This window comes from Acetobacter persici, assembly GCF_018256955.1.
GTDB classification, from domain to species: domain Bacteria; phylum Pseudomonadota; class Alphaproteobacteria; order Acetobacterales; family Acetobacteraceae; genus Acetobacter; species Acetobacter persici.
Map to the genome: position 1 here is coordinate 115715 of NZ_JAERKU010000001.1, position 19398 is coordinate 135112.

The window sequence follows — 19398 nt, forward strand, 5'->3', positions numbered from 1 at the left end:
GACGTATTTTAAGGTGACTACATCCCGATATGGCCGTTCAGCCGCACGATTATGATACGCCACCCCCTGTGACGCGCACTGTGCGCGTCACAGGTGAGGACCTTCGTGCACGCGCCCACCGGGACCAGATGCATGTCAGATTGCTGGGCGTTGCAGGCGGGTTTTGCCTGCTTTTTACTGTTGTGGCGCTCAAACTGTCCGTGGCGACCGTTCTGCACCCCATGGCACCGGAAAAGCGGCAGATTGCCTCACAGGTGCCCGAAATTCCCAAAATTGACCCCAAGGGCAGTCTGGCGGGAGACTTCTCTCTTCCGCAGGTACACCGGGCGTCCATTATGGACCGTAACGGTCAGACACTCGCGCTCTCCCTGCCGGTGGCGCAGGTCTATGCCAACCCGCAGGAACTGATTGACCCACAGGACGTCACCAAAAAGCTGAAAACCGTTCTGAAAGACCTGAACGAGGAAGACACCACCCGCAAACTCTCCCTGCCCAAGCAGTTTGTATATATCGCCCGAAACATCACACCCCAGCAGGAACTTGCTATTAACAGCATGGGGATTCCGGGCATCTATTTTGAACCCGGCGAACGCCGCCATTATCCACTGGGCCACATGGCCGCCCAGATTATGGGCACAGTGGATATTGATGACCACGGCGTGGCCGGGGTTGAGCGGTATTTCGACAAACGGCTGATGAGCGACCACCGCCCGTTGCGGCTGTCACTGGATGTGCGTGTGCAATCCGTGGTGCGCGACGAACTGGCAAATGCCATGACCACCTTTCAGGCCATTGGGGCCTGCGCCATTGTGATGGATGTGCGGACGGGTGAAGTTATCGCCATGGTCAGCCTGCCGGACTATGACGCAAACGAATTTTCCCACGCCACGAACGATGCGCGCTTCAACCGCGCCGTGACCGGCCTGTATGAACCCGGTTCAACCTTTAAGCTGCAAACGGCGGCGATGGGGCTGGAAACCGGGACCATTCATATCTGGGACCGCTTTTCTTCCATCCCCATCCATATTGGCCGCTTCACCATCTCTGACATGAAGAGCGACCATTTTGCACCGTGGATGAGCCTGCCGGAAGTGATGGCCTTCTCATCCAACCCGGCAGCGGCCCATATCGCGCTGGATGTTGGCGGCACACGGCAGGCCCAGTGGTTCAGGGATATGGGCTTTTTCGCGCCTGTGCCGATTGAACTGCCGGAAGCCGCCCGCCCGCTTGTGCCGCACCAGTGGGGGATTTCCACCACCATGACGGTCGGCTTCGGGCACGGTATGGCTGAACCGCCGCTGGCCATTGTGCGCGGCACCGCCGCCACGGTGAATGGCGGTATTCTCGTAACCCCCACTCTGCTGGAAAAAGAAGAGAACACCCAGGCCCCCACGCAGGACGCGGCTCTCGCTCAGGGCGTGCAGACCGCAGCACTGGAACAGGCACAGGCACAGGCACAGGCGGAGAGTGACCCGGATCCTGACGCCAGCAAGCTGACCCTCGGGACGGACGGGCTGGCTATCCCGCAAGGGCGACGTGTGATTTCCGAGAAAAACTCCGCCCTGCTGCGCCGCCTGCTGCGTCTGGACGTGACGGGCGGCACAGGGCGGACCGCGGAATCTCCCGGCTACTTCGTGGGTGGTAAAACCGGCACAGCGGAAAAAATCGGCCCGCACGGCGGCTACCTCAAGCACGTCAACATCTCGGCATTTACAGGCATTTTCCCGATGAACGCGCCGCGCTACGCCGTGTATGTCATGCTGGACAGCCCCAAACCAACGCCGCAGACCCATGGCTGGACCACGGCAGGCTGGAACGCAGCCCCCACGGTTTCCAAAATTGTCTCGCGCATCGGGCCAATGCTGCAAATCTTCCCTGATACCGCGCATGCGGAACAGATTGACGCCAGCATGGCGCTCCCCATGCATCCGGCTGTGCCGCGTGGCGTCCGTCCGCTTGGGCCGGGAAATGACCCCGGAGACCCGCGCAAGGCAGAGGCTGAGCGTCAGGCCGCCAAAGCCGCAGAACGCAAAGCACTGGCCGACAAAAAAGCGGCTCTGAAAAAACAGGCTCAGGAGGTGATGGACGAATGACCACACGCCTTTCCACCCTTCTCCAGACTTTCGGCCTTCAGGCCACTGGCCCGCAGGATGATCCGGTTCTTACCGCCATCACGCCAGACAGCCGCGCCGTAAAACCCGGCACGCTGTTTGTGGCGCTGCCCGGCACCAAAGTTGATGGCCGGGCCTTTATTCCCGCCGCTGTGCAGAACGGGGCCGCCGCTGTGCTGGCCCCCACGGGCACCGTCTGGCCTGCGGATATTCCGGCCTGCCCGCTGGTACTGACGGACACCCCGCGCCATGTGCTGGCTGTTCTGGCAACCGCCTTTGCCGGGCGTCAGCCTGAGTGCCTTGTGGCCATTACCGGTACAAACGGCAAAACCAGCACGACAGATTTCCTGCGCCAGATCTGGGCGTTACAGGGGCTAAACGCCGCTGGGGTTGGCACGCTTGGTCTGACAGGCGTGGACGGTCTGGGCATAACCATGCCCTCCCTCACCACACCGGACCCGGTGGCTCTGGCCAATGGGCTGGCGGCCCTCGCGCAGGCAGGGGTTGAGCATGTTGCGCTGGAAGCCTCCTCCCACGGGCTGGAGCAGGGGCGGCTGGACGGGCTGCATCTGTCCGCGGCCGGGTTTACCAACCTGACGCGCGACCATCTGGATTATCACGGCACGCTGGACGCCTATCGCGCTGCCAAGCTGAAACTGTTTGAAACCGTTCTGCCAGAAGGCGCTCTGGCCGCCGCCAACGCGGATATGGATGCGCAGACATTAACAGAGCTGCGCGCCATTGCCGCCCGGCGCGGCCTGACCCTGCGTCTGACAGGCGAGAACGGCACCACCGTCCGCCTGCTGCGCCACACGCCTCTGCCTGCCGGGCAGGAACTGGAGCTGGAGGTGTGCGGGCAGCGCCAGACTGTCACGCTGGCTCTGCCGGGCCGCTTCCAGACAGATAACGCCCTGCTGGCCGCGGCTCTGGCCGCGCCGGATGAGGCCTCCCTGCCCGGCATCATCGCTCTGCTGCCACAGCTTACGGGTGTGCGGGGACGCATGGAGCGCGCCGTGGTTCTGCCCAACGGGGCCAGTGCCTATGTGGACTATGCCCACACGCCGGACGCCCTTGCCCGCCTGCTGGCGTCTCTTCGCCCGCACGCCCACGGCAAGCTGGTTGTGGTGTTTGGCGCGGGCGGTGACCGTGACAGGGGCAAACGCCCGCTCATGGCGCAGGAAGCCGCTCGCGGAGCGGATATCGCCATTATTACGGACGACAATCCGCGCACGGAAAACGCCGCCGCCATCCGCGCGGAAGTCCGCGCCGGCGCGCCCGAAGCTCTGGAAATCGGGGACCGCAGACGGGCCATTGCCGAGGCCCTGACCATGCTCGGGCCGGACGATGTGCTGGTTGTGGCCGGGAAAGGCCACGAACAGGGGCAGATTATCGGCACGGAAGTCCATCCGTTTGATGATGCCGCCGTCCTGCGGGACCTTGCTGCGGCCCGGACAAACGCACCCTCAGAACAGGCAGACCGGGCATGACGGCACTCTGGACACGCCACGAACTGGAAGCAGCAACCGGCGGCAGATTCGCAGGCCCGTGTGACCCGGTTGTCAGCGGTATTTCCATTGATACGCGCACACTCGCCCCCGGTGACCTGTTTGTTGCCCTGAAAGGCGACAACAGTGACGGGCACGCCCACATTGCCGTAGCCCTTGCAAAAGGGGCCGCCGCCGTTCTGGTGCATGACACCACAGGTAATACCGACCCGCGCCTGCTGGTGGTGGACGACACCATGAAGGCCCTTCAGGCACTGGCCCATGCGGCCCGTGCGCGCTTTACCGGCAAGATGGTGGCCGTGACCGGCAGCGTGGGCAAAACCACCACCAAGGAAATGCTGCGCCTGTGCCTCGGCGCACTCGAGCCAACGCATGCGGCGGAAGCCTCCTACAATAACCACTGGGGCGTGCCGCTCACACTGGCGCGTCTGCCGCGTGAGGCCGCGTTCTGCATCAGTGAAATTGGTATGAACCATCCGGGGGAAATCCTGCCGCTGGCCAGCATGGTGCGCCCGGATATTGCCGTCATTACCACCATTGGCTCCGCGCATCTGGGCTATATGGGCAGTGTGGACGCCATTGCGCAGGAAAAGGCGGACCTGATTACTGCCCTACCCGCAGGCGGTGTGGCCATTGTGCCGGATGACGCACACGGTCAGACATTTTTTGCCGCTGCCGCGCGGCAGGCCAATGCCACTCTGTGGCATACGGGCCTCAAACGTGACAGCTTTGTGCATCTGTCCGGCCTGAAAAGCCTTGAAGGGGGCAGCCAGTTTACCGCCCACGCAGGGAGCCGCTCCGTGCCCGTCACCCTGCATGCTCCCGGCACCCATCTGGCGCGGAATGCCCTGACGGCACTGGCCGTTTGCGCCGCTCTGGGCGGAGACCTGAGCAAAGCCGCAGACGCACTGGCCAGCTTCCGGCCCGGCAAGGGCCGCGGCGCACTGGCGCAGATTGCTGGCGGGACCGTGACCCTGCTGGATGAAAGCTATAATGCCTCCTCCGCCTCCATCCGTGCGGCGCTGGATGTTCTCCATCACCTCCCGGCCACGCGCCGCATTGCCGTTCTGGGCGATATGCGTGAACTGGGTGATTTTTCCACCTCCGAGCATCAGGCGCTGGCCCAGCCCGCCGCTGATGGTGCCGACCTTGTTTTCTGTTGCGGACCCCACATGAAATCCCTTTTTGAAGCCCTGCCCAAAACGGCACAGGGCAGCTGGGCGCAAGACGCCGCCACTCTGGCTCCTCTGGTCTGCGCCACGCTGCGCAGGGGAGACGCCGTGCTGGTCAAGGGCAGTCTGGGGAGCCGCATGCGGGATGTGATTACGGCTCTGAACACTCTGAGCGACGTGGAGCCTGTCTGATGCTATATTTTCTGGTCTCCCACCCGCTGACAGATGCGCATATTCCGCTGCTCAACCTGTTCCGCTACATCACGTTCCGGGCGGGTGCCGCCTGCTTTACGGCGCTGGCCATCAGCCTGCTTCTGGGCCGCCCGCTGATTGCCATGCTGCGGCGGATTCAGCGTGGTGGTCAGCCCATCCGCGCACTTGGGCCGGAACGCCATCTGCTGGAAAAAACCGGCACCCCGACAATGGGCGGCGTGCTGATCCTGATTGCGCTGTTCGGCTCCACGCTGCTGTGGGGGGATCTTGAAAACGGCTTTGTCTGGGCCGTCATGCTCACCACGCTGGCTTTTGGCGCTGTGGGCTTTGCGGATGATTACCGCAAGCTGGCCCGCCGCAATACAGACGGCGTTTCCAAACGGATGCGGCTGGGCTGCGAGTTTTCAGCCTCCCTGCTGTGCGGCTGGTTCCTGCAAAGCCTGATGCCGGATGACCTGACCAATCAGCTGGCCTTCCCGTTTGTGAAAGACCTGCTGCTTCCGCTCGGGTTTGCGTATCCTATCTTCGCCATGATCACCATTACCGGCTTCGGCAACGCCGTGAACTTCACGGACGGGCTGGACGGGCTGGCGATTGTGCCGGTGGTGATTGCCGCCCTTGTGTTCGCCATTCTGTCCTACGTGGTCGGCAACCATGTTTTTGCCGACTATCTTCAGGTTCATGCCGTGCCCGGCACCGGGGAACTGGCGGTGTTCTGCGCGGCTCTGGTCGGCGCGGGTCTCGGCTTCCTGTGGTTTAATGCTCCTCCGGCGTCCGTATTCATGGGGGATACCGGGTCCCTCTCTCTGGGCGGGGCGCTGGGTGCGCTGGCTGTCGCCATCAAGCACGAGCTGGTGCTGTGCATTGTGGGCGGCCTGTTTGTGGTGGAAACCCTCTCTGTCGTTATTCAGGTGTTCTGGTACAAGCGCACCGGACGCCGCGTGTTTCTGATGGCTCCCATCCATCACCATTTTGAAAAAAAGGGCTGGGCCGAGCCTAAAATTGTCATCCGCTTCTGGATTGTGTCTGTCATTCTGGGGATGTGTGGTCTGGCCACACTTAAACTGCGATGAATCCTTTCCCGCCCACCCTCTTTTCCGGCCAGCATTTTGCAGTGCTGGGTCTGGGCCGGAACGGCCTGCCCGCCGTCTGTGCCCTCGCACAAAGCGGGGCCACAGTGCAGGCATGGGATGATGGCGAGGCTGCCCGCGCAGCACTCGCCAAAGCTGTCTCAGGGCTCCCGCAGGATGTGGCGGCCCGGATTACCTGCGCGCCTATTGAGAGCCTGAGCGGGGCGGATGGCCTCGTGCTCTCGCCCGGTATCCCGCATGTGCTGCCCAAACCGCACCCGGTCGCCATTATGGCGCAGGAGGCGGGGGTACCGATCCTGTCCGACGCGGAACTGCTCTATCGCGCCGTGCGGAAAGCAGGCAGCAAAGCGCGGTTTGCGGGCATTACCGGCACCAATGGGAAGTCCACCACCACAACGCTGCTGGCCCACATTCTGGCCGAGGCCGGGGTGCCCGTAGCGGCAGGTGGCAATCTTGGCCCGGCAGCACTTGCCCTCCCCTTGCTGCCGGATAACGGCGTGTATGTGCTGGAAATGTCCTCCTACATGCTGGAACGGCTCGATACCCTGCGTTTTGACGCCGCCTGCCTGCTGAACCTGACCCCGGACCATCTGGACCGCCACGCAGGCATGGAGGGCTATGCCCGCGCCAAAACCCGCGTCTTTACCGGCCAGACCGCACAGGATCTGGCGGTGATTGGCGTGGATGATGCGTATTGCCGCGAGATTGCCAGAACACTTAAAGCTGGCCCCGCAGAGTGCGTCACCATTTCCGGCGCCAGCCCGGAGTGCGACCTGTACGGGCAGGACAATGCCATCTGGCACACGGGCCAGTGTATCGCCCGCCTCGGCCCGGCGCTGCCCGGCAGCCATAACGCGGAAAATGCCGCTGCCGCCTGTGCCATGGCACGTTTTCTGGGCGTGCCGGATGCCGCACTGTCTGCAGCTGTTCTCTCCTTCCCCGGCCTGCCGCACCGGCAGAAGCTGGTGGCGGAACAGAATGGCGTGGCGTTTATTGATGATAGCAAAGCCACCAACGCCGATGCCTCGGCCCGTGCGCTTGGGTGCTATGACCGGCTGATCTGGATTGCGGGCGGCATGGCGAAAGAGGGGGGCATTGCCTCGCTCACGCCCTATTTTCCACGCATTGTCCACACGTTCCTGATCGGGCGGGATGCCGCACAACTGGCCGGGACACTCACAGCGCACGGCGTACCCTTTACGCTTTCTGACACGCTGGAACATGCTGTGCCCGCAGCTTATGCGGCGGCCAGAAGCACCGGCACCCCTGTCGTGCTGCTGTCCCCTGCCTGCGCCAGTTTTGACCAGTTTTCCGGGTTTGAGGCCCGTGGACTGCGCTTTCTGGAACTGGCGCGCGCGGTAACGGAACAGCCGCAAACCGGAACAGGAAAGACCGACTGATGGCAGGCTCCCGCATTGATGACTCCCTGTTCGGGCGCTGGTGGCGCAATGTGGACCGTACGACGCTGATCTGCGCGTTCGTGCTGATCGGCTTTGGCTATATTCTGATGCTGGCCGCCAGTCCGGCTGTTGCGGTGCGTATTGGCGCCTCCCGCAACATGTTTATTTTCAAGCAGGTGATGTTCCTCACCATTGCCGGGCTGATTGTGGTGAGCGTCTCCATGCTTTCCCGCAAAACGGTACTCAGGCTGTCTCTTGTGGGCGGCGCGCTGATGCTGGGGGCCACGGCTCTGACGCTGGTACACGGCATTGAAATCAAAGGCGCGCGGCGATGGATCGCCCTGCCGATGATGTCCCTTCAGCCTTCAGAATTTCTCAAGCCCTGCTTTGCCGTCGCCACTGGCTGGCTGCTCACCCGGCGCCGCGTCTCCCGCTATTTCCCGGGTATGCTGCTGGCGTTCGCCCTATTTGGCGTCATTCTGATGCTGCTGAAATCCCAGCCGGATATCGGGATGCTCACCGTTATCACCACCGTTTTCCTGACGCAGCTTTTTGTGGACGGGCTGAACCTGATCCTGTTCGGGCTCGGGGTGGCCATCATGATTGGTGCGGGTATTGCGGCCTTTTTCCTGTTCCCGCATGTGCGCTCCCGCGTGGAACGCTTCCTGCACCCGAATGTGGGGGACCATTACCAGATTGACACCGCCCTCCGCGCCTTTGGCAATGGCGGCCTGACAGGCCGTGGCCCCGGTGAGGGCCGCGTGAAAGATCTGCTGCCTGACGCCCATGCGGACTTTGTGTTCGCCGTGGCGGGGGAGGAATATGGTCTGATTGTCTGCATGCTGATCATCTGCGTGTTTGGCGTCATTGTGGTCCGAACCCTGCTCCGGCTGATCCGCGAGGATGACCCGTTTATCGTCATTTCCACCACGGGCCTTGTCACAGGTTTTGGCCTGCAGGCGTTTGTGAATATGGCGTCCTCCTTGCATCTCATCCCAACCAAGGGCATGACGCTGCCTTTCATTTCCTATGGTGGGTCTTCCGCCATGTCCGTGGCGCTGGCCATTGGCATGGTACTGGCTCTCACACGGCACCAGCCGGGTGAACGGGCGCCGGGTAGCGGAGGCTTCATGACCACTCTCAGACAAGGGCGGCCTGTATGACCCAACGCACGATCGTTATTGCCGCAGGCGGCACCGGCGGACATTTCTTCCCGGCTGAAGCGCTGGCCGATGCTCTGGCAAAACGTGGCCACCGGCTGGTGCTCATGACGGACGCCCGCGCTGGCGCGCGCACGACAGGTGTTTTTTCAGGCGGCAAACAATATGTGCTGCCCGGCGCTGGTGTGGCCGGCCGTGGCCCGATGCGGGCCTTTAAGGCCGGTCTCACTTTGTTGAGCAGCGCGTGGAAAGCCCGTGCCATTCTGCGCAGCGTACAGCCGGACGCCGTGGTGGGGTTTGGGGGCTATCCCTCCGTGCCCCCACTGCTGGGCGCCCGCCTGCTGGGCCGGAAACATCCGGCACTGATTATCCATGAAGGCAACGCCGTGCTGGGCAAGGCCAATGCCGTGCTCTCCCGCTTTGCGGATGTGATCGCGACGTCTTTCCCCTCCGTCGCCAAACTGCCGATTGGCGCCCGCACTGTGTTTACAGGCATGCCGGTCCGCCCCGCGATTGCCGCGCTGGCGGGTGAAGGCTGGACAGCACCGGATCAGACCATCACCCTGCTGGTCTGGGGTGGGTCTCTGGGCGCCAGCGTATTTGCAAAGGTTGTGCCCGCAGCGCTTGGCAAGCTGCCGGAAGACCTGCGCGCACGCCTGCGCGTGACGCAGCAGGCGCGGCAGGATGATGTGGAAGCCACCCGCAGAGCCTATGCCGAGATGGGCATTACCGCGCGCGTGGAACCGTTTCTGAATGATGTGCCCGCCCTGTTGCAGAGCGCGCATCTGGTGATTGGCCGGGCGGGTGGCTCTTCCGTTGCGGAAATCACCACGGCGGGCCGCCCTTCCATTCTGGTGCCCCTGCCCATTGCCGCGAGCGATGAACAGAGCGAAAACGCCCGCGCCATCACCACCGCAGGCGCGGGCTGGATGATCCGCCAGCCGGACTTTACCCCCGCTGCTCTGGCAGACCGCCTGAATGACCTCCTTACGGCCCCGGAAGAGCTGGCGCGCGCTGCGGTCGCCGCAGCCTCACTCGCCCGCCCGGACGCCGCCACACGCCTTGCCGATGTTGTAGAAGAATGCTTGCACCTTTCCCCCTCGCCCACCTGTCCGCCACCCCCCAGCCAGACGGAGTTCAGCGCATGAGAGCCCTGCCCCTTTCCATTGGAACGATTCATTTTGTCGGGATTGGTGGCATCGGCATGTCTGGCATTGCCGAGGTGCTGTCCATGCTGGGCTATTCCGTGCAGGGGTCTGACATTGCGGAAAACGCCAATGTCAAACGGCTGCGCGCAGCGGGGATTCCCATCACCATTGGTCATGATGCGGAAAATCTGGGCAAAGCACAGGTTGTTGTCATTTCCACCGCCGTCAGCCGGGATAACCCGGAAGTGGTTGCGGCCCGCAGTCGCCTGATCCCGGTTGTGCGGCGTGCGGAAATGCTGGCGGAACTCATGCGCCTGCGCTGGTCCGTGGCCGTTGGCGGCACACACGGTAAAACAACCACCACCAGCCTGATTGCCGCAGTACTTGAAGCCGCGCGGCTGGACCCCACCGTGATCAATGGCGGGATTATCGAGGCCTACGGCACCAATACCCGCATGGGCAAAGGGGACTGGATGGTGGCGGAAGCGGATGAGAGCGACGGCTCCTTCCTGCGTCTGCCCTCCGTGATTTCCGTTGTGACCAACATGGACCCGGAACATCTGGACCACTGGGGCTCCGCCGAGGCGATGGAAGCGGCGTATGACCAGTTTGTCTCCAACGTGCCGTTTTATGGCTTTGCCGTGCTGTGCATTGACCATCCTGCCGTGCAGCAGATGATCCCGCGCATGTCCGACCACCGGATTGTCACCTACGGGTTCTCTCCGCAGGCGGACGTCCGGGCGGAAAAACTGATTACCGACAAGATGGGCGCGACCTTTGAGGTCACGCTGACGGACCGCTCCACCCGCCGCACCCGTAAGGCTGGCCCGTTCCGCCTGCCCATGCTTGGCTCACACAACGTGCAGAACGCGCTGGCCGCCATTGCCGTGGCGACCGAGATGGATATCAGTGATGATGTGATCCGCTCCGGTCTGGCCGCCTTCCGGGGTGTGAAACGCCGCTTTACCCGCACCGGGGAATGCAATGGTGTGACGGTGATTGATGATTACGGCCATCACCCCGTGGAAATTGCTGCCGTGCTGAAAGCCGCGCGGCAGGCCGGGGCGAACAATGTTATCGCCGTCATGCAGCCGCACCGTTATTCCCGCCTGAAAATGCTGTTCTCGGATTTCTGCACCTGCATGAATGATGCTGATACCGTCATTGTGGCGGACATCTATGCCGCGGGTGAGCAGCCGGACCCGGATGTGACGCGCGACAAGCTGATTGAAGGCCTGCGTGAACGTGGGCATCGCTCTGTTGTGCCGCTGTCCAGCCCGGACCATCTGGCGGAAATGATCAACGCCATCGCCAAACCGGGCGATTATGTTGTCTGCCTCGGCGCAGGGACCATCACCAACTGGGCGCAGGCGCTGCCGGAACAGCTCAAGGCCCTGCACGCAGCGGACGGCGGGCGGGCGGCATGAGCCTGTCTTCTGCCTCCATGACGGATCTGGTGCAGCAGGCTTTTGCGGAAACCCGTGGTCGCCTCACGCCTCAGGCCCCCCTTGGCCCGCGCACATGGTTCCGCGTGGGCGGAGCGGCGGAATGGCTGTATCAGCCTGCGGATGCGGAAGATCTCGCTTCCGTCATGCAGCGCCTCTCGCCCGAACTGCCTGTGACAGCACTCGGGGCCTGTTCAAACGTGATTATCCGGGATGGCGGGCTGGACGGCATTGTCGTGCGTCTGGCGCGCGGCTTTTCTGACATCACGGTAGAAGAAGACGGGCTTGTGGTCGGCAGCGCCTGTCTGGACGCAACCGTGGCCGAATACGCCGCGCAGGCGGGTCTGGCCGGGCTGGAATTTCTGGCGGGGATTCCCGGCTCCATTGGCGGAGCCGTGCGGATGAATGCCGGGGCCTACGGGTCCGATATTGCAACCGTGCTGGACTGGGCCGAGATCATCACGCGCGATGGCAGCCTGATGCGGCTGGATGCGGGCGCATTGAAATTTGGCTATCGCCGCTCCGGCCTGCCGGAAGGCGCGCTGGTTGTCCGCGCCCGTCTGCGCGGCACACCGGACAAGCAGGCGGATATTTCCGCCCGTATTGCGGATATTCGCGCAGCACGGGAACTCTCCCAGCCAGTCCGGGCCAGAACCGGCGGCTCCACCTTCCGCAACCCGGACCCGGATCTCTCCCCCCGCAAGGCATGGGAACTGATTGACGCCGCGGGCTGCCGTGGCCTCCGGCGCGGCGATGCGCAGGTGAGCGAGAAACACTGCAACTTCCTGATCAATCTCGGTCAGGCCTCGGCAGCCGATCTGGAAGGTCTGGGCGATGAAGTGCGGCAGCGCGTTGCTCAGCAGTCCGGGGTGCAGCTCCACTGGGAAATCAAACGCATCGGCAAGGCAGAAGGACCATCCGCATGAGCAACAGCAAACGGATTACCGTTCTGATGGGCGGCATGTCTTCCGAACGGGATGTCAGCCTCTCTTCCGCCAAAGGCGTTGTTGAGGCCTTGCGCAGCCTTGGCCATACCGTAACCACGCTGGACGCCGGGGCTGATCTGGCTGCACTGGTTACGACCCTTGCCGAGCAGAAACCGGACGTCGTGTTCAACGCGCTGCACGGGCAGTTCGGGGAAGATGGCTGTATTCAGGGCGTGCTGGACTGGCTCGGCATCCCCTACACCCATTCCGGCGTGCGGGCATCTGCCACTGCCATGGACAAAGCCGCCGCCCGTGCTGTTTTTCTCTCAGCTGGTCTGCCGGTTGCAGAGGGTAAGGTGATTGCCATTGAGGATCTGGCTGAAGCCGACCCCATGCCCGCCCCCTATGTCGTCAAACCGGTAAGCGAGGGCTCCTCCGTTGGCGTGTCCATCGTGCGCGCCGGGTCCAATACGCGGCATGAAATTATTAAAAACTGGCGCTACGGCCCCCATGCGCTGGTGGAAGATTTCATCCCCGGCAAAGAAATTACGGTCGGTGTGCTGGGAGACCGTGCCCTGACCGTTACGGACATTACGCCCACCCCCGGCGCGGGCCGTGATTTTTATGATTATGACGCAAAATATACCAGTGGCGGCTCCAGCCATGTTCTGCCTGCGGACATTGATGATGCCGTGAGCAAGCAGGCCTGCGCCGTCGCGGTTGCCGCGCATCAGGCGCTTGGTTGCTCCGGCGCATCCCGCTCGGACTTCCGGCTGGATGATACCGGCCCCGGCCCGGCCCGGCTGATCCTGCTTGAAGTCAACACCCAGCCGGGAATGACGGCGACCTCCCTGCTGCCGGAACAGGCTGCCTATTGTGGCATCAGCTACCCGGAACTGTGTGGCTGGCTGGTTGATCAGGCGACCTGCCGCCAATGAGACCCCCGTCCTCCCCGTCCGACCGCCCGTCACGCCTCGGGCTGTTTGCCAGACGCCAGAAACGGCTGTTCCGCCCGCTGTTTGGCGTGCTGGTTCTGGCTGCGCTGGGGGGAGGAGTCTATCTGTATCTTCAGCAGCCGGGCGCACAGGAACGCCTTGCCCCACTGCGGGACAAGGTTCTCAGTTCCGCCCCGCTGCGGATTACCAGAATTCAGGTGCAGGGCGCGCAGCTCACCAGTGACGCCGCCATTCACAAAGCCCTTGGCGTTGCGGTGGGGGACCCTGTGCTGAATTTCAGCGTCTCCGACGCGCGGGACCGCCTGAACGCCCTGCCTTTTGTGGATCACGTAACGGTCGAGCGCCATCTGTCGGGTGAGATTAACGTCACCATTACCGAGCGGCCTCCTTTTGCCGTCTGGCAGCATAAAGGGCATTTTGAACTGATCGACCGGCAGGGCAAACGTGTGCCTGATCAGGGTATGACAGGCAAAGATGCCGAAGCCTTTACCAAACTGCCGCTGGTGGTAGGGGATGGCGCGAACGAGGCCGCTGCCGCCCTGATTGACGCACTGGGGCAGGAACCTTCCGTGCGCGACCACGTCACAGCCGCCGTGCGTGTGAGCGACCGGCGCTGGAACCTGACCCTGCGGGACGGTGCAACGGTTTTCCTGCCAGAAGGTGAGGAAATCCCCGCCATTCATCGTCTGGCGAAGCTGGATGCCAGCACCCATCTGCTTGACCGCCCGGTGGTGCTGATTGACATGCGTCTGCCCGACCGCCTGACCATCCGGGAACGCCCGCCGCAGCCTGACCCTGCACCCCAGCCCGGCACGGACGCCGCTCCCGGCGGCCACGCTCCACAGCCTCCATCACAACCCGGCAGCCCACAACCCGCTGGCCGGCAGGGAAGTCCCGCATGATCAACCGCGCGCGCCCGTCCTTTTCGCTCAACTCTGACGCTCAGTCCCGTTTGCGCAAGAAAGCCGGTACACCCTCCTCTTCATCCAGCCTGCGGATGAGCGGGGATGACACCATTCTCCCCCTGCCCCCGTCCGAGACCAACAAGCGCCCCCGCACCTGGCGCAATGGCTATTCGGCCGTGCTGGATATCGGCTCCACCAAAATCACCTGCCTGATTGGCAAAGGCGAGCCAAATGGCAGCCTGAAAGTGATCGGCTGTGGCTGGCGACGGTCCGCCGGGGTCCGTAACGGAGCGATTACGGACCTGCACGCTGCGGAAGCCGCCATCCGGGCGACTGTCGGGCAGGCAGAACTGATGGCTGAACGCACGATTGACCGCGTGGTGGTCAACCTCTCCTGCGGGCATCCGGCCAGCCGGCTGTTCAACGTGCGCTGGCCTGTGGGTGGCCGCGTAGTGACGGAAGCTGACATCCGCCGGGTTGTCACAGAAGGCCGTGTGCAGGCCACAGTCGAGGGGCGTGACGTTGTCCATACCCTGCCGATTGATTTTACGGTGGATGATACGGAAGGTGTGGCGGACCCGCGCGGACACCTTTGCGAAACCCTGAAGGCGCGCCTGCATATTATTGACGCCGCCTCCACCGCGCTGCTCAACCTTGAAACCGTGCTGAGCCGTGCGGAACTCAAGGTGGAAGCGCTGGTGTCCTCCCCCCTCGCCTCCGGCCTGTCCGTGCTCGATGCGGATGAACGTGAACTTGGCACGACCGTTGTGGAAATGGGCGGCGGCACGACCTCTCTGGCTGTTTTTGGAGAAGGCCAGATCCTGCATACCGCGCAGATCAGCGTCGGCGGGCTGCACGTCACGCGCGATATTGCACGCGGCCTCAGCACCTCTCTGGAAAATGCGGAACGACTCAAAACAGTTTACGGCAGCGCGGATCTTTCGTCTGACGTGGAAGATGAAATTCTGACTGTTGAACTGCTGGGGAATGACGTTCCTCATTTTGAACAGATTTCACGTGCACAGCTTGGCCGTATCATCCGCCCCCGCATGGAGGAAACTCTTGAACTGGTGCGTGAAAAACTGGACGGCGCAGGGCTGGGCAATGCCGCCAGCGGCCGGATTGTGCTGACAGGCGGCGCCTCTCTGCTGGACGGGATGCGCCCGCTGGCTGAACGTATTCTTGGCGCCTCCGCAGCACGTGGGCGCAGCGGGGGGCCGGCCTTTACGCGCTCCGTCCGGCTCGGGCGGCCCAAACATATTCTGGGTTTGCCGGAAAACACGGCGGCAGCGGCAGGATTTGCAACAGCCGCTGGCCTGCTCTCATGGGCCGCCAGTGCGGAACGCCCGTTTGGAGATGTTGAATTCCGTGCAGCCCCACCCTCGGGGATGTTACAAAAACTCGTCGCTTTTATTCGTGACAGAGTTTGATACAGTCAGAGAAATATTGGTAGATTCACTCTAGCCTCAACCTAAAAATTTCGTTAGTTTGCCCCACTTGCCCGGGAGAGCCTCATGACACTGAACCTGACCGTTCCACCTCAGACACATGCTGATTTTTCGCCGAAAATTACGGTTTTCGGTGTTGGGGGCGGTGGCACAAACGCAGTTGATAACATGATTGCGTCCAGCCTTCAGGGTGTGGAATTTGTTGTTGCCAACACGGATGCGCAGAGCCTTGCCAAAAGCCGGGCGGACCGCCGCGTGCAGCTTGGCCCGCACCTGACCCATGGGCTGGGTGCCGGTGCAAAGCCAGAAGTGGGCCGGGGCGCTGCGGAAGAAGCGGCTGATGAACTGGCGCGGTATCTGGATGGCTGCCACATGGTGTTCATCACCACGGGTATGGGTGGCGGCACGGGCACCGGGGCGGCTCCTGTTATTGCCCGCATGGCGCGTGAGCGGAATATTCTGACGGTTGGTGTTGTCAGCAAGCCTTTTGATTATGAAGGCAAGCGCCGGGCCCGTATTGCGGAAGAAGGCATCAAGGAACTTCAGCAGTATGTTGATACGCTGATTGTCATTCCGAACCAGAACCTGTTCCGCGTCGCGAGTGAACGGACAACTCTGCGTGAAGCCTACAAGATGGCTGACCATGTTCTCTACATGGGTGTGCGTGGCGTGACCGATCTGATGATGGCTCCGGGCTACATCAACCTCGACTTTGCCGATATCCGCAGCGTCATGGCGGAAATGGGTAAGGCCATGATGGGCACGGGTGAAGGCGAAGGTGAAAACCGCGCTGTTGAAGCCGCCGAGGCCGCCATTGCCAACCCGCTGCTGGAAGATACCTGCATGTCCGGCGCGCAGGGCCTGCTGGTCAACGTGACCGGCGGTGAAGACATGACGTTCTTTGAAGTGGATGAAGCCTGTAACCGCATCCGCCGTGAAGTGGCGGAAGACGCAAACATGATCTTCGGCTCCATTATTGATGAAAACATGAACGGCAAGATCCGCGTGTCCGTTGTGGCTACGGGGATTGATATTGGCACGCAGGCCAATGACCGCCTGCATCTGGTGCCGGTTGAAAACGAAGGTCAGGCTGAACAGCAGGCCGTTGCAACGGGCACGGGTCCGTCCGTCATGGGGGCCCCGGCCCAGCCTGCCTCTGGCAGCCACATGCAGCAGCCGTCTGCGCCGCGTATGGACCTCGGCATGCAGCAGGCCCGCCCGGCCGCTCCGGCCCCGCAGGCGTATCAGCCGCAGCCGGGTGGGCAGCATGTCTCCCCGCCGCCTGCTCATAGCGTCCCCGGCCAGATCAACACGGCTCCGGCCGCTGCCGCCCCTGCACAACCCCAGCAGCAGCGCCCCGCAGCCTCCCCGCGTGCAGGCCTGTTTACGGAAGCCCCGCGCTCCCCGTATCTGCCTGAATCCAGCCAGCCCTCCTCCCGCAGCCTGTTTGGCCGCGTGACCGGTGCCTTCCGCCGGACGGGCATGGGTGAAGAACAGCGGCATGAACCGGCGGCTGAACCGCAGCGCCCCATGGTCAGCCCCGCTGGCCAGCAGGGCCCGAGCGTGCGTCCGGCTGACACGGATGATGCAGGGCTTGAAATTCCGACCTTCCTGCGTCGCCAGTAATCAGGCGCAGTTTTCTGCCGCGCTGCTCATCAGGGCAGCGCGGTTTTTTTATGTAATAGACGGCAATAATGATTGACTCGCCAGAACAGAAGGCGGGCTTTAGCGTTACCCTGCACGTCTTTTAAACCGCGCAGGAAAGAAGCCAGAGCCATGGACAGTCTGCTTATGGAACCCATCACCTACTCCGCCCCGCCGGAGTCCGTTACTGGTCCCGCTGCCCTGCCATCAGCTCCACGTTCTCCTGCTGTCCAGCATACGCTGCACCACACCATTTCCTGTGTGGGCACAGGCCTGCATACCGGAGCCTGCATTACCCTCACCCTCCAGCCTGCCCCTGCCGGGCATGGGGTTGTGTTCAAACGCTCCGATCTGAACGCAGCGTTTCTGCCTGCACGATTCGATTACGTGGTGGATACGCGCCTCAGCACGGTGCTGGGGGACCCGACAAACCCCGCCAACCGGATTGCCACCATTGAACATCTGATGGCCGCGCTGAATGGCTGCGGGATTGATAATGTTCTGGTGCTGGTGGACGGTCCGGAAATTCCGGTTTTTGACGGATCTGCCGCTGATTTTGTGTTCCTGATGGACTGCGCAGGCCGCGTGGCGCAGGACGCTGTGCGGCACCGGATTGACGTCCTGCGTCCGGTGCGGGTCGAGCAGAATGGCGCGTTTGTGGAACTCAGCCCGGCGCCCGTGCAGAGCCTGCATCTGGATATGAGCATTGATTTCCCGGCGGAAGCCATCGGCAAACAGACATTTTCAACCGAGCTGACCCCGGCCACCTTCCGTCGGGATCTGGCACGCAACAGAACCTTCACGCTGCGGCAGGAAATTGAAGCCCTGCACAAAGCCGGTCTGGCGCGTGGCGGCTCTCTGGAAAACGCAATTGTTGTGGACGGAGCCGAGATTCTCAACCCGTCTGGCCTGCGCTGCCCGGATGAATTTATCCGCCACAAAGTGATGGACGCCGTGGGCGATCTGTATCTGGCTGGAGCCCCCCTGCGCGCCCGCTTTACCGGCCACCGGTCAGGCCATTGCCTGAACAACAAGGTGCTGCGCGCCCTGTTTGCGGACCCATCAGCCTGGCGCTATGTGCCTGCCCATGCGGGCTTTTCCCTCGCCGCGGCGTAAGGTGCCTGCGCCCAAAATATAAAGAGCGCCTTCATTCCCTTTTCTTGAGCGCCATGCGTGCTATAAGACGAGTTCAAACTGAAGAGCCGGGATGCCTGTGAGCCTCATTAATTCTCTTTCCGTTCGCTGCCGCATACGCCATCTGGCATCGGCTGGTCTGCTGTTGGGCTTGTCCGGGTGCGGCCTTTTTGGCGGCGGGAAACCCGCTCCGGCTCCCAAGCTTGCATCCCCGGAAACCCTTTATAATAACGGGATTGATGCTCTGCGCACGCAGCGTTACACGCTGGCGGCCGCAGAGTTTGAAGTTCTACAGCAGAACTATCCCTATTCCGGCTACATTGCGAACGCCCAGTTGATGGAAGGGTATGCCTACTACCTGAAAGGCAAATACCCGGAAGCCGTGCAGCAGCTTAACCGCTTTATTGGCCTGCACCCCACCAGTGCTGATGCCGCTTATGCCTATTACCTGCGCGCGCTGTGCTTCTATGAGCAGATTGCGGACGTCAAGCGTGACCAGCAGGGCACTGTGGAAGCCATGGATGCGCTGGAAGAAGTGATTACCCGCTTCCCGCAGTCTCAGTATGCGCGGGATGCCCAGTTGAAAATTGACCTGTGCCGGGACCATCTGGCCGGTAAGGAAATGCTGGTTGGCCGGTATTACCAGCAGGAACGGAACTATGAAGCCGCAATCAACCGCTACCAGCGCGTTGTGCAGGACTTCCAGACAACCAACCATGTGCCTGAAGCTCTTGAGCGTATGGTCGAAGTCTATCTGGACCTCGGCCTGACGGATCAGGCGCGTAAATCCGGTATTGTGCTGGGCTACAACTATCCCGGCAGCAAATGGTATCGTTACGCTTATAGCGACCTGAAGCGTTATAAGCTGCTGAGCAACAACTTCCCCATTCCGGGCAAGGTGATTACAGCGCAGACCCAGCCTGCCCCAACAACACAGCCGCCGACCGCCACGGGCACCGCCCCGGCTCCCTCGGCTCTGGATATCAAAGCCGCACCTGTTCAGCCTGTTAAAAAGCAGCGTATTGAACCGCAGGTCGATCAGGCTCCGGTCCTGCGTTAAGCAGAACGACATGGCACACACATCAGACCCACGCCGGAGCTACCGCTTCCGCGTGGGTTTGTTGTTTTATGGGCAGACAG

At 62.3% G+C, this 19398-nt stretch carries 16 protein-coding genes; 15 read left to right on the forward strand and 1 reads right to left on the reverse strand.

Going from position 1 to position 19398, the window contains the following annotated elements:
* Positions 1 to 29: 29 nt before the first annotated feature.
* From JK199_RS00545 to ftsZ, 13 genes are all read left to right on the forward strand, one after another.
* Positions 30 to 2093 (forward strand): peptidoglycan D,D-transpeptidase FtsI family protein, encoded by a 2064-nt coding sequence (locus JK199_RS00545; RefSeq protein ID WP_212373001.1) that lies wholly within the window; start codon positions 30 to 32, stop codon positions 2091 to 2093.
* Positions 2090 to 3598: a UDP-N-acetylmuramoyl-L-alanyl-D-glutamate--2,6-diaminopimelate ligase gene (locus JK199_RS00550; RefSeq protein WP_212373003.1), complete on the forward strand. Its 1509-nt coding sequence runs from the start codon at positions 2090 to 2092 to the stop codon at positions 3596 to 3598. Before JK199_RS00545 ends, JK199_RS00550 begins: the two co-directional genes overlap by 4 nt.
* Complete coding sequence (locus JK199_RS00555; RefSeq protein ID WP_212373005.1) at positions 3595 to 4980, forward strand: UDP-N-acetylmuramoyl-tripeptide--D-alanyl-D-alanine ligase; 1386 nt, start codon at positions 3595 to 3597, stop codon at positions 4978 to 4980. Before JK199_RS00550 ends, JK199_RS00555 begins: the two co-directional genes overlap by 4 nt.
* On the forward strand, positions 4980 to 6074 hold the full coding sequence (gene mraY / locus JK199_RS00560; RefSeq protein ID WP_077931316.1) for a phospho-N-acetylmuramoyl-pentapeptide-transferase: 1095 nt from the start codon (positions 4980 to 4982) through the stop codon (positions 6072 to 6074). The genes JK199_RS00555 and mraY overlap by 1 nt, the downstream gene beginning before the upstream one ends.
* Positions 6071 to 7492 (forward strand): UDP-N-acetylmuramoyl-L-alanine--D-glutamate ligase, encoded by a 1422-nt coding sequence (gene murD / locus JK199_RS00565; RefSeq protein WP_212373007.1) that lies wholly within the window; start codon positions 6071 to 6073, stop codon positions 7490 to 7492. Before mraY ends, murD begins: the two co-directional genes overlap by 4 nt.
* A complete protein-coding gene (locus JK199_RS00570) occupies positions 7492 to 8655 on the forward strand; it encodes an FtsW/RodA/SpoVE family cell cycle protein (protein WP_212357632.1) in 1164 nt (387 codons plus the stop codon). The genes murD and JK199_RS00570 overlap by 1 nt, the downstream gene beginning before the upstream one ends.
* Positions 8652 to 9800 (forward strand): undecaprenyldiphospho-muramoylpentapeptide beta-N-acetylglucosaminyltransferase, encoded by a 1149-nt coding sequence (murG, locus tag JK199_RS00575; RefSeq protein ID WP_212373009.1) that lies wholly within the window; start codon positions 8652 to 8654, stop codon positions 9798 to 9800. The genes JK199_RS00570 and murG overlap by 4 nt, the downstream gene beginning before the upstream one ends.
* Positions 9797 to 11227, forward strand: coding sequence for a UDP-N-acetylmuramate--L-alanine ligase (gene murC / locus JK199_RS00580; RefSeq protein ID WP_077931312.1), 1431 nt, complete (start codon positions 9797 to 9799; stop codon positions 11225 to 11227). The genes murG and murC overlap by 4 nt, the downstream gene beginning before the upstream one ends.
* A complete protein-coding gene (murB, locus tag JK199_RS00585) occupies positions 11224 to 12171 on the forward strand; it encodes a UDP-N-acetylmuramate dehydrogenase (protein WP_212373010.1) in 948 nt (315 codons plus the stop codon). The genes murC and murB overlap by 4 nt, the downstream gene beginning before the upstream one ends.
* Positions 12168 to 13109 carry a D-alanine--D-alanine ligase gene (locus JK199_RS00590; protein WP_212373013.1) on the forward strand — a complete coding sequence of 314 codons (942 nt, stop codon included), beginning with the start codon at positions 12168 to 12170 and terminating at the stop codon, positions 13107 to 13109. Before murB ends, JK199_RS00590 begins: the two co-directional genes overlap by 4 nt.
* Positions 13106 to 14029 carry a cell division protein FtsQ/DivIB gene (locus JK199_RS00595; RefSeq protein WP_212373014.1) on the forward strand — a complete coding sequence of 308 codons (924 nt, stop codon included), beginning with the start codon at positions 13106 to 13108 and terminating at the stop codon, positions 14027 to 14029. The genes JK199_RS00590 and JK199_RS00595 overlap by 4 nt, the downstream gene beginning before the upstream one ends.
* Positions 14026 to 15462: a cell division protein FtsA gene (gene ftsA, locus JK199_RS00600; protein WP_212373017.1), complete on the forward strand. Its 1437-nt coding sequence runs from the start codon at positions 14026 to 14028 to the stop codon at positions 15460 to 15462. Before JK199_RS00595 ends, ftsA begins: the two co-directional genes overlap by 4 nt.
* A gap of 84 nt (positions 15463 to 15546) precedes the next feature.
* Positions 15547 to 17106, forward strand: a complete 1560-nt coding sequence (ftsZ, locus tag JK199_RS00605) for a cell division protein FtsZ (RefSeq protein ID WP_212373019.1) — start codon at positions 15547 to 15549, stop codon at positions 17104 to 17106.
* Positions 17107 to 17135: 29 nt separating this feature from the next.
* Here ftsZ and JK199_RS15925 read toward each other — a convergent pair whose 3' ends face one another.
* Positions 17136 to 17258: a hypothetical protein gene (locus tag JK199_RS15925; protein WP_255030265.1), complete on the reverse strand. Its 123-nt coding sequence runs from the start codon at positions 17256 to 17258 to the stop codon at positions 17136 to 17138.
* On the opposite strand from JK199_RS15925, the gene lpxC reads away from it, so the two are divergent.
* Positions 17257 to 18240, forward strand: a complete 984-nt coding sequence (gene lpxC, locus JK199_RS00610; RefSeq protein ID WP_025828365.1) for a UDP-3-O-acyl-N-acetylglucosamine deacetylase — start codon at positions 17257 to 17259, stop codon at positions 18238 to 18240. The two genes, JK199_RS15925 and lpxC, sit on opposite strands and share 2 nt — an antisense overlap.
* A 91-nt stretch (positions 18241 to 18331) precedes the next feature.
* Positions 18332 to 19318, forward strand: a complete 987-nt coding sequence (locus JK199_RS00615; protein WP_025828363.1) for an outer membrane protein assembly factor BamD — start codon at positions 18332 to 18334, stop codon at positions 19316 to 19318.
* Positions 19319 to 19398: the final 80 nt, after the last annotated feature.

What these genes read in the sequence shown, in the direction of transcription:
- JK199_RS00545 (WP_212373001.1), top strand. Translation starts at nt 30, where the DNA reads ATGGCCGTTCAGCCGCACGATTATGATACGCCACCCCCTGTGACGCGC.
- JK199_RS00550 (WP_212373003.1), top strand. Translation starts at nt 2,090, where the DNA reads ATGACCACACGCCTTTCCACCCTTCTCCAGACTTTCGGCCTTCAGGCC.
- JK199_RS00555 (WP_212373005.1), top strand. Translation starts at nt 3,595, where the DNA reads ATGACGGCACTCTGGACACGCCACGAACTGGAAGCAGCAACCGGCGGC.
- mraY (WP_077931316.1), top strand. Translation starts at nt 4,980, where the DNA reads ATGCTATATTTTCTGGTCTCCCACCCGCTGACAGATGCGCATATTCCG.
- murD (WP_212373007.1), top strand. Translation starts at nt 6,071, where the DNA reads ATGAATCCTTTCCCGCCCACCCTCTTTTCCGGCCAGCATTTTGCAGTG.
- JK199_RS00570 (WP_212357632.1), top strand. Translation starts at nt 7,492, where the DNA reads ATGGCAGGCTCCCGCATTGATGACTCCCTGTTCGGGCGCTGGTGGCGC.
- murG (WP_212373009.1), top strand. Translation starts at nt 8,652, where the DNA reads ATGACCCAACGCACGATCGTTATTGCCGCAGGCGGCACCGGCGGACAT.
- murC (WP_077931312.1), top strand. Translation starts at nt 9,797, where the DNA reads ATGAGAGCCCTGCCCCTTTCCATTGGAACGATTCATTTTGTCGGGATT.
- murB (WP_212373010.1), top strand. Translation starts at nt 11,224, where the DNA reads ATGAGCCTGTCTTCTGCCTCCATGACGGATCTGGTGCAGCAGGCTTTT.
- JK199_RS00590 (WP_212373013.1), top strand. Translation starts at nt 12,168, where the DNA reads ATGAGCAACAGCAAACGGATTACCGTTCTGATGGGCGGCATGTCTTCC.
- JK199_RS00595 (WP_212373014.1), top strand. Translation starts at nt 13,106, where the DNA reads ATGAGACCCCCGTCCTCCCCGTCCGACCGCCCGTCACGCCTCGGGCTG.
- ftsA (WP_212373017.1), top strand. Translation starts at nt 14,026, where the DNA reads ATGATCAACCGCGCGCGCCCGTCCTTTTCGCTCAACTCTGACGCTCAG.
- ftsZ (WP_212373019.1), top strand. Translation starts at nt 15,547, where the DNA reads ATGACACTGAACCTGACCGTTCCACCTCAGACACATGCTGATTTTTCG.
- lpxC (WP_025828365.1), top strand. Translation starts at nt 17,257, where the DNA reads ATGGACAGTCTGCTTATGGAACCCATCACCTACTCCGCCCCGCCGGAG.
- JK199_RS15925 (WP_255030265.1), bottom strand. Translation starts at nt 17,258, where the DNA reads ATGGCTCTGGCTTCTTTCCTGCGCGGTTTAAAAGACGTGCAGGGTAAC.
- JK199_RS00615 (WP_025828363.1), top strand. Translation starts at nt 18,332, where the DNA reads ATGCCTGTGAGCCTCATTAATTCTCTTTCCGTTCGCTGCCGCATACGC.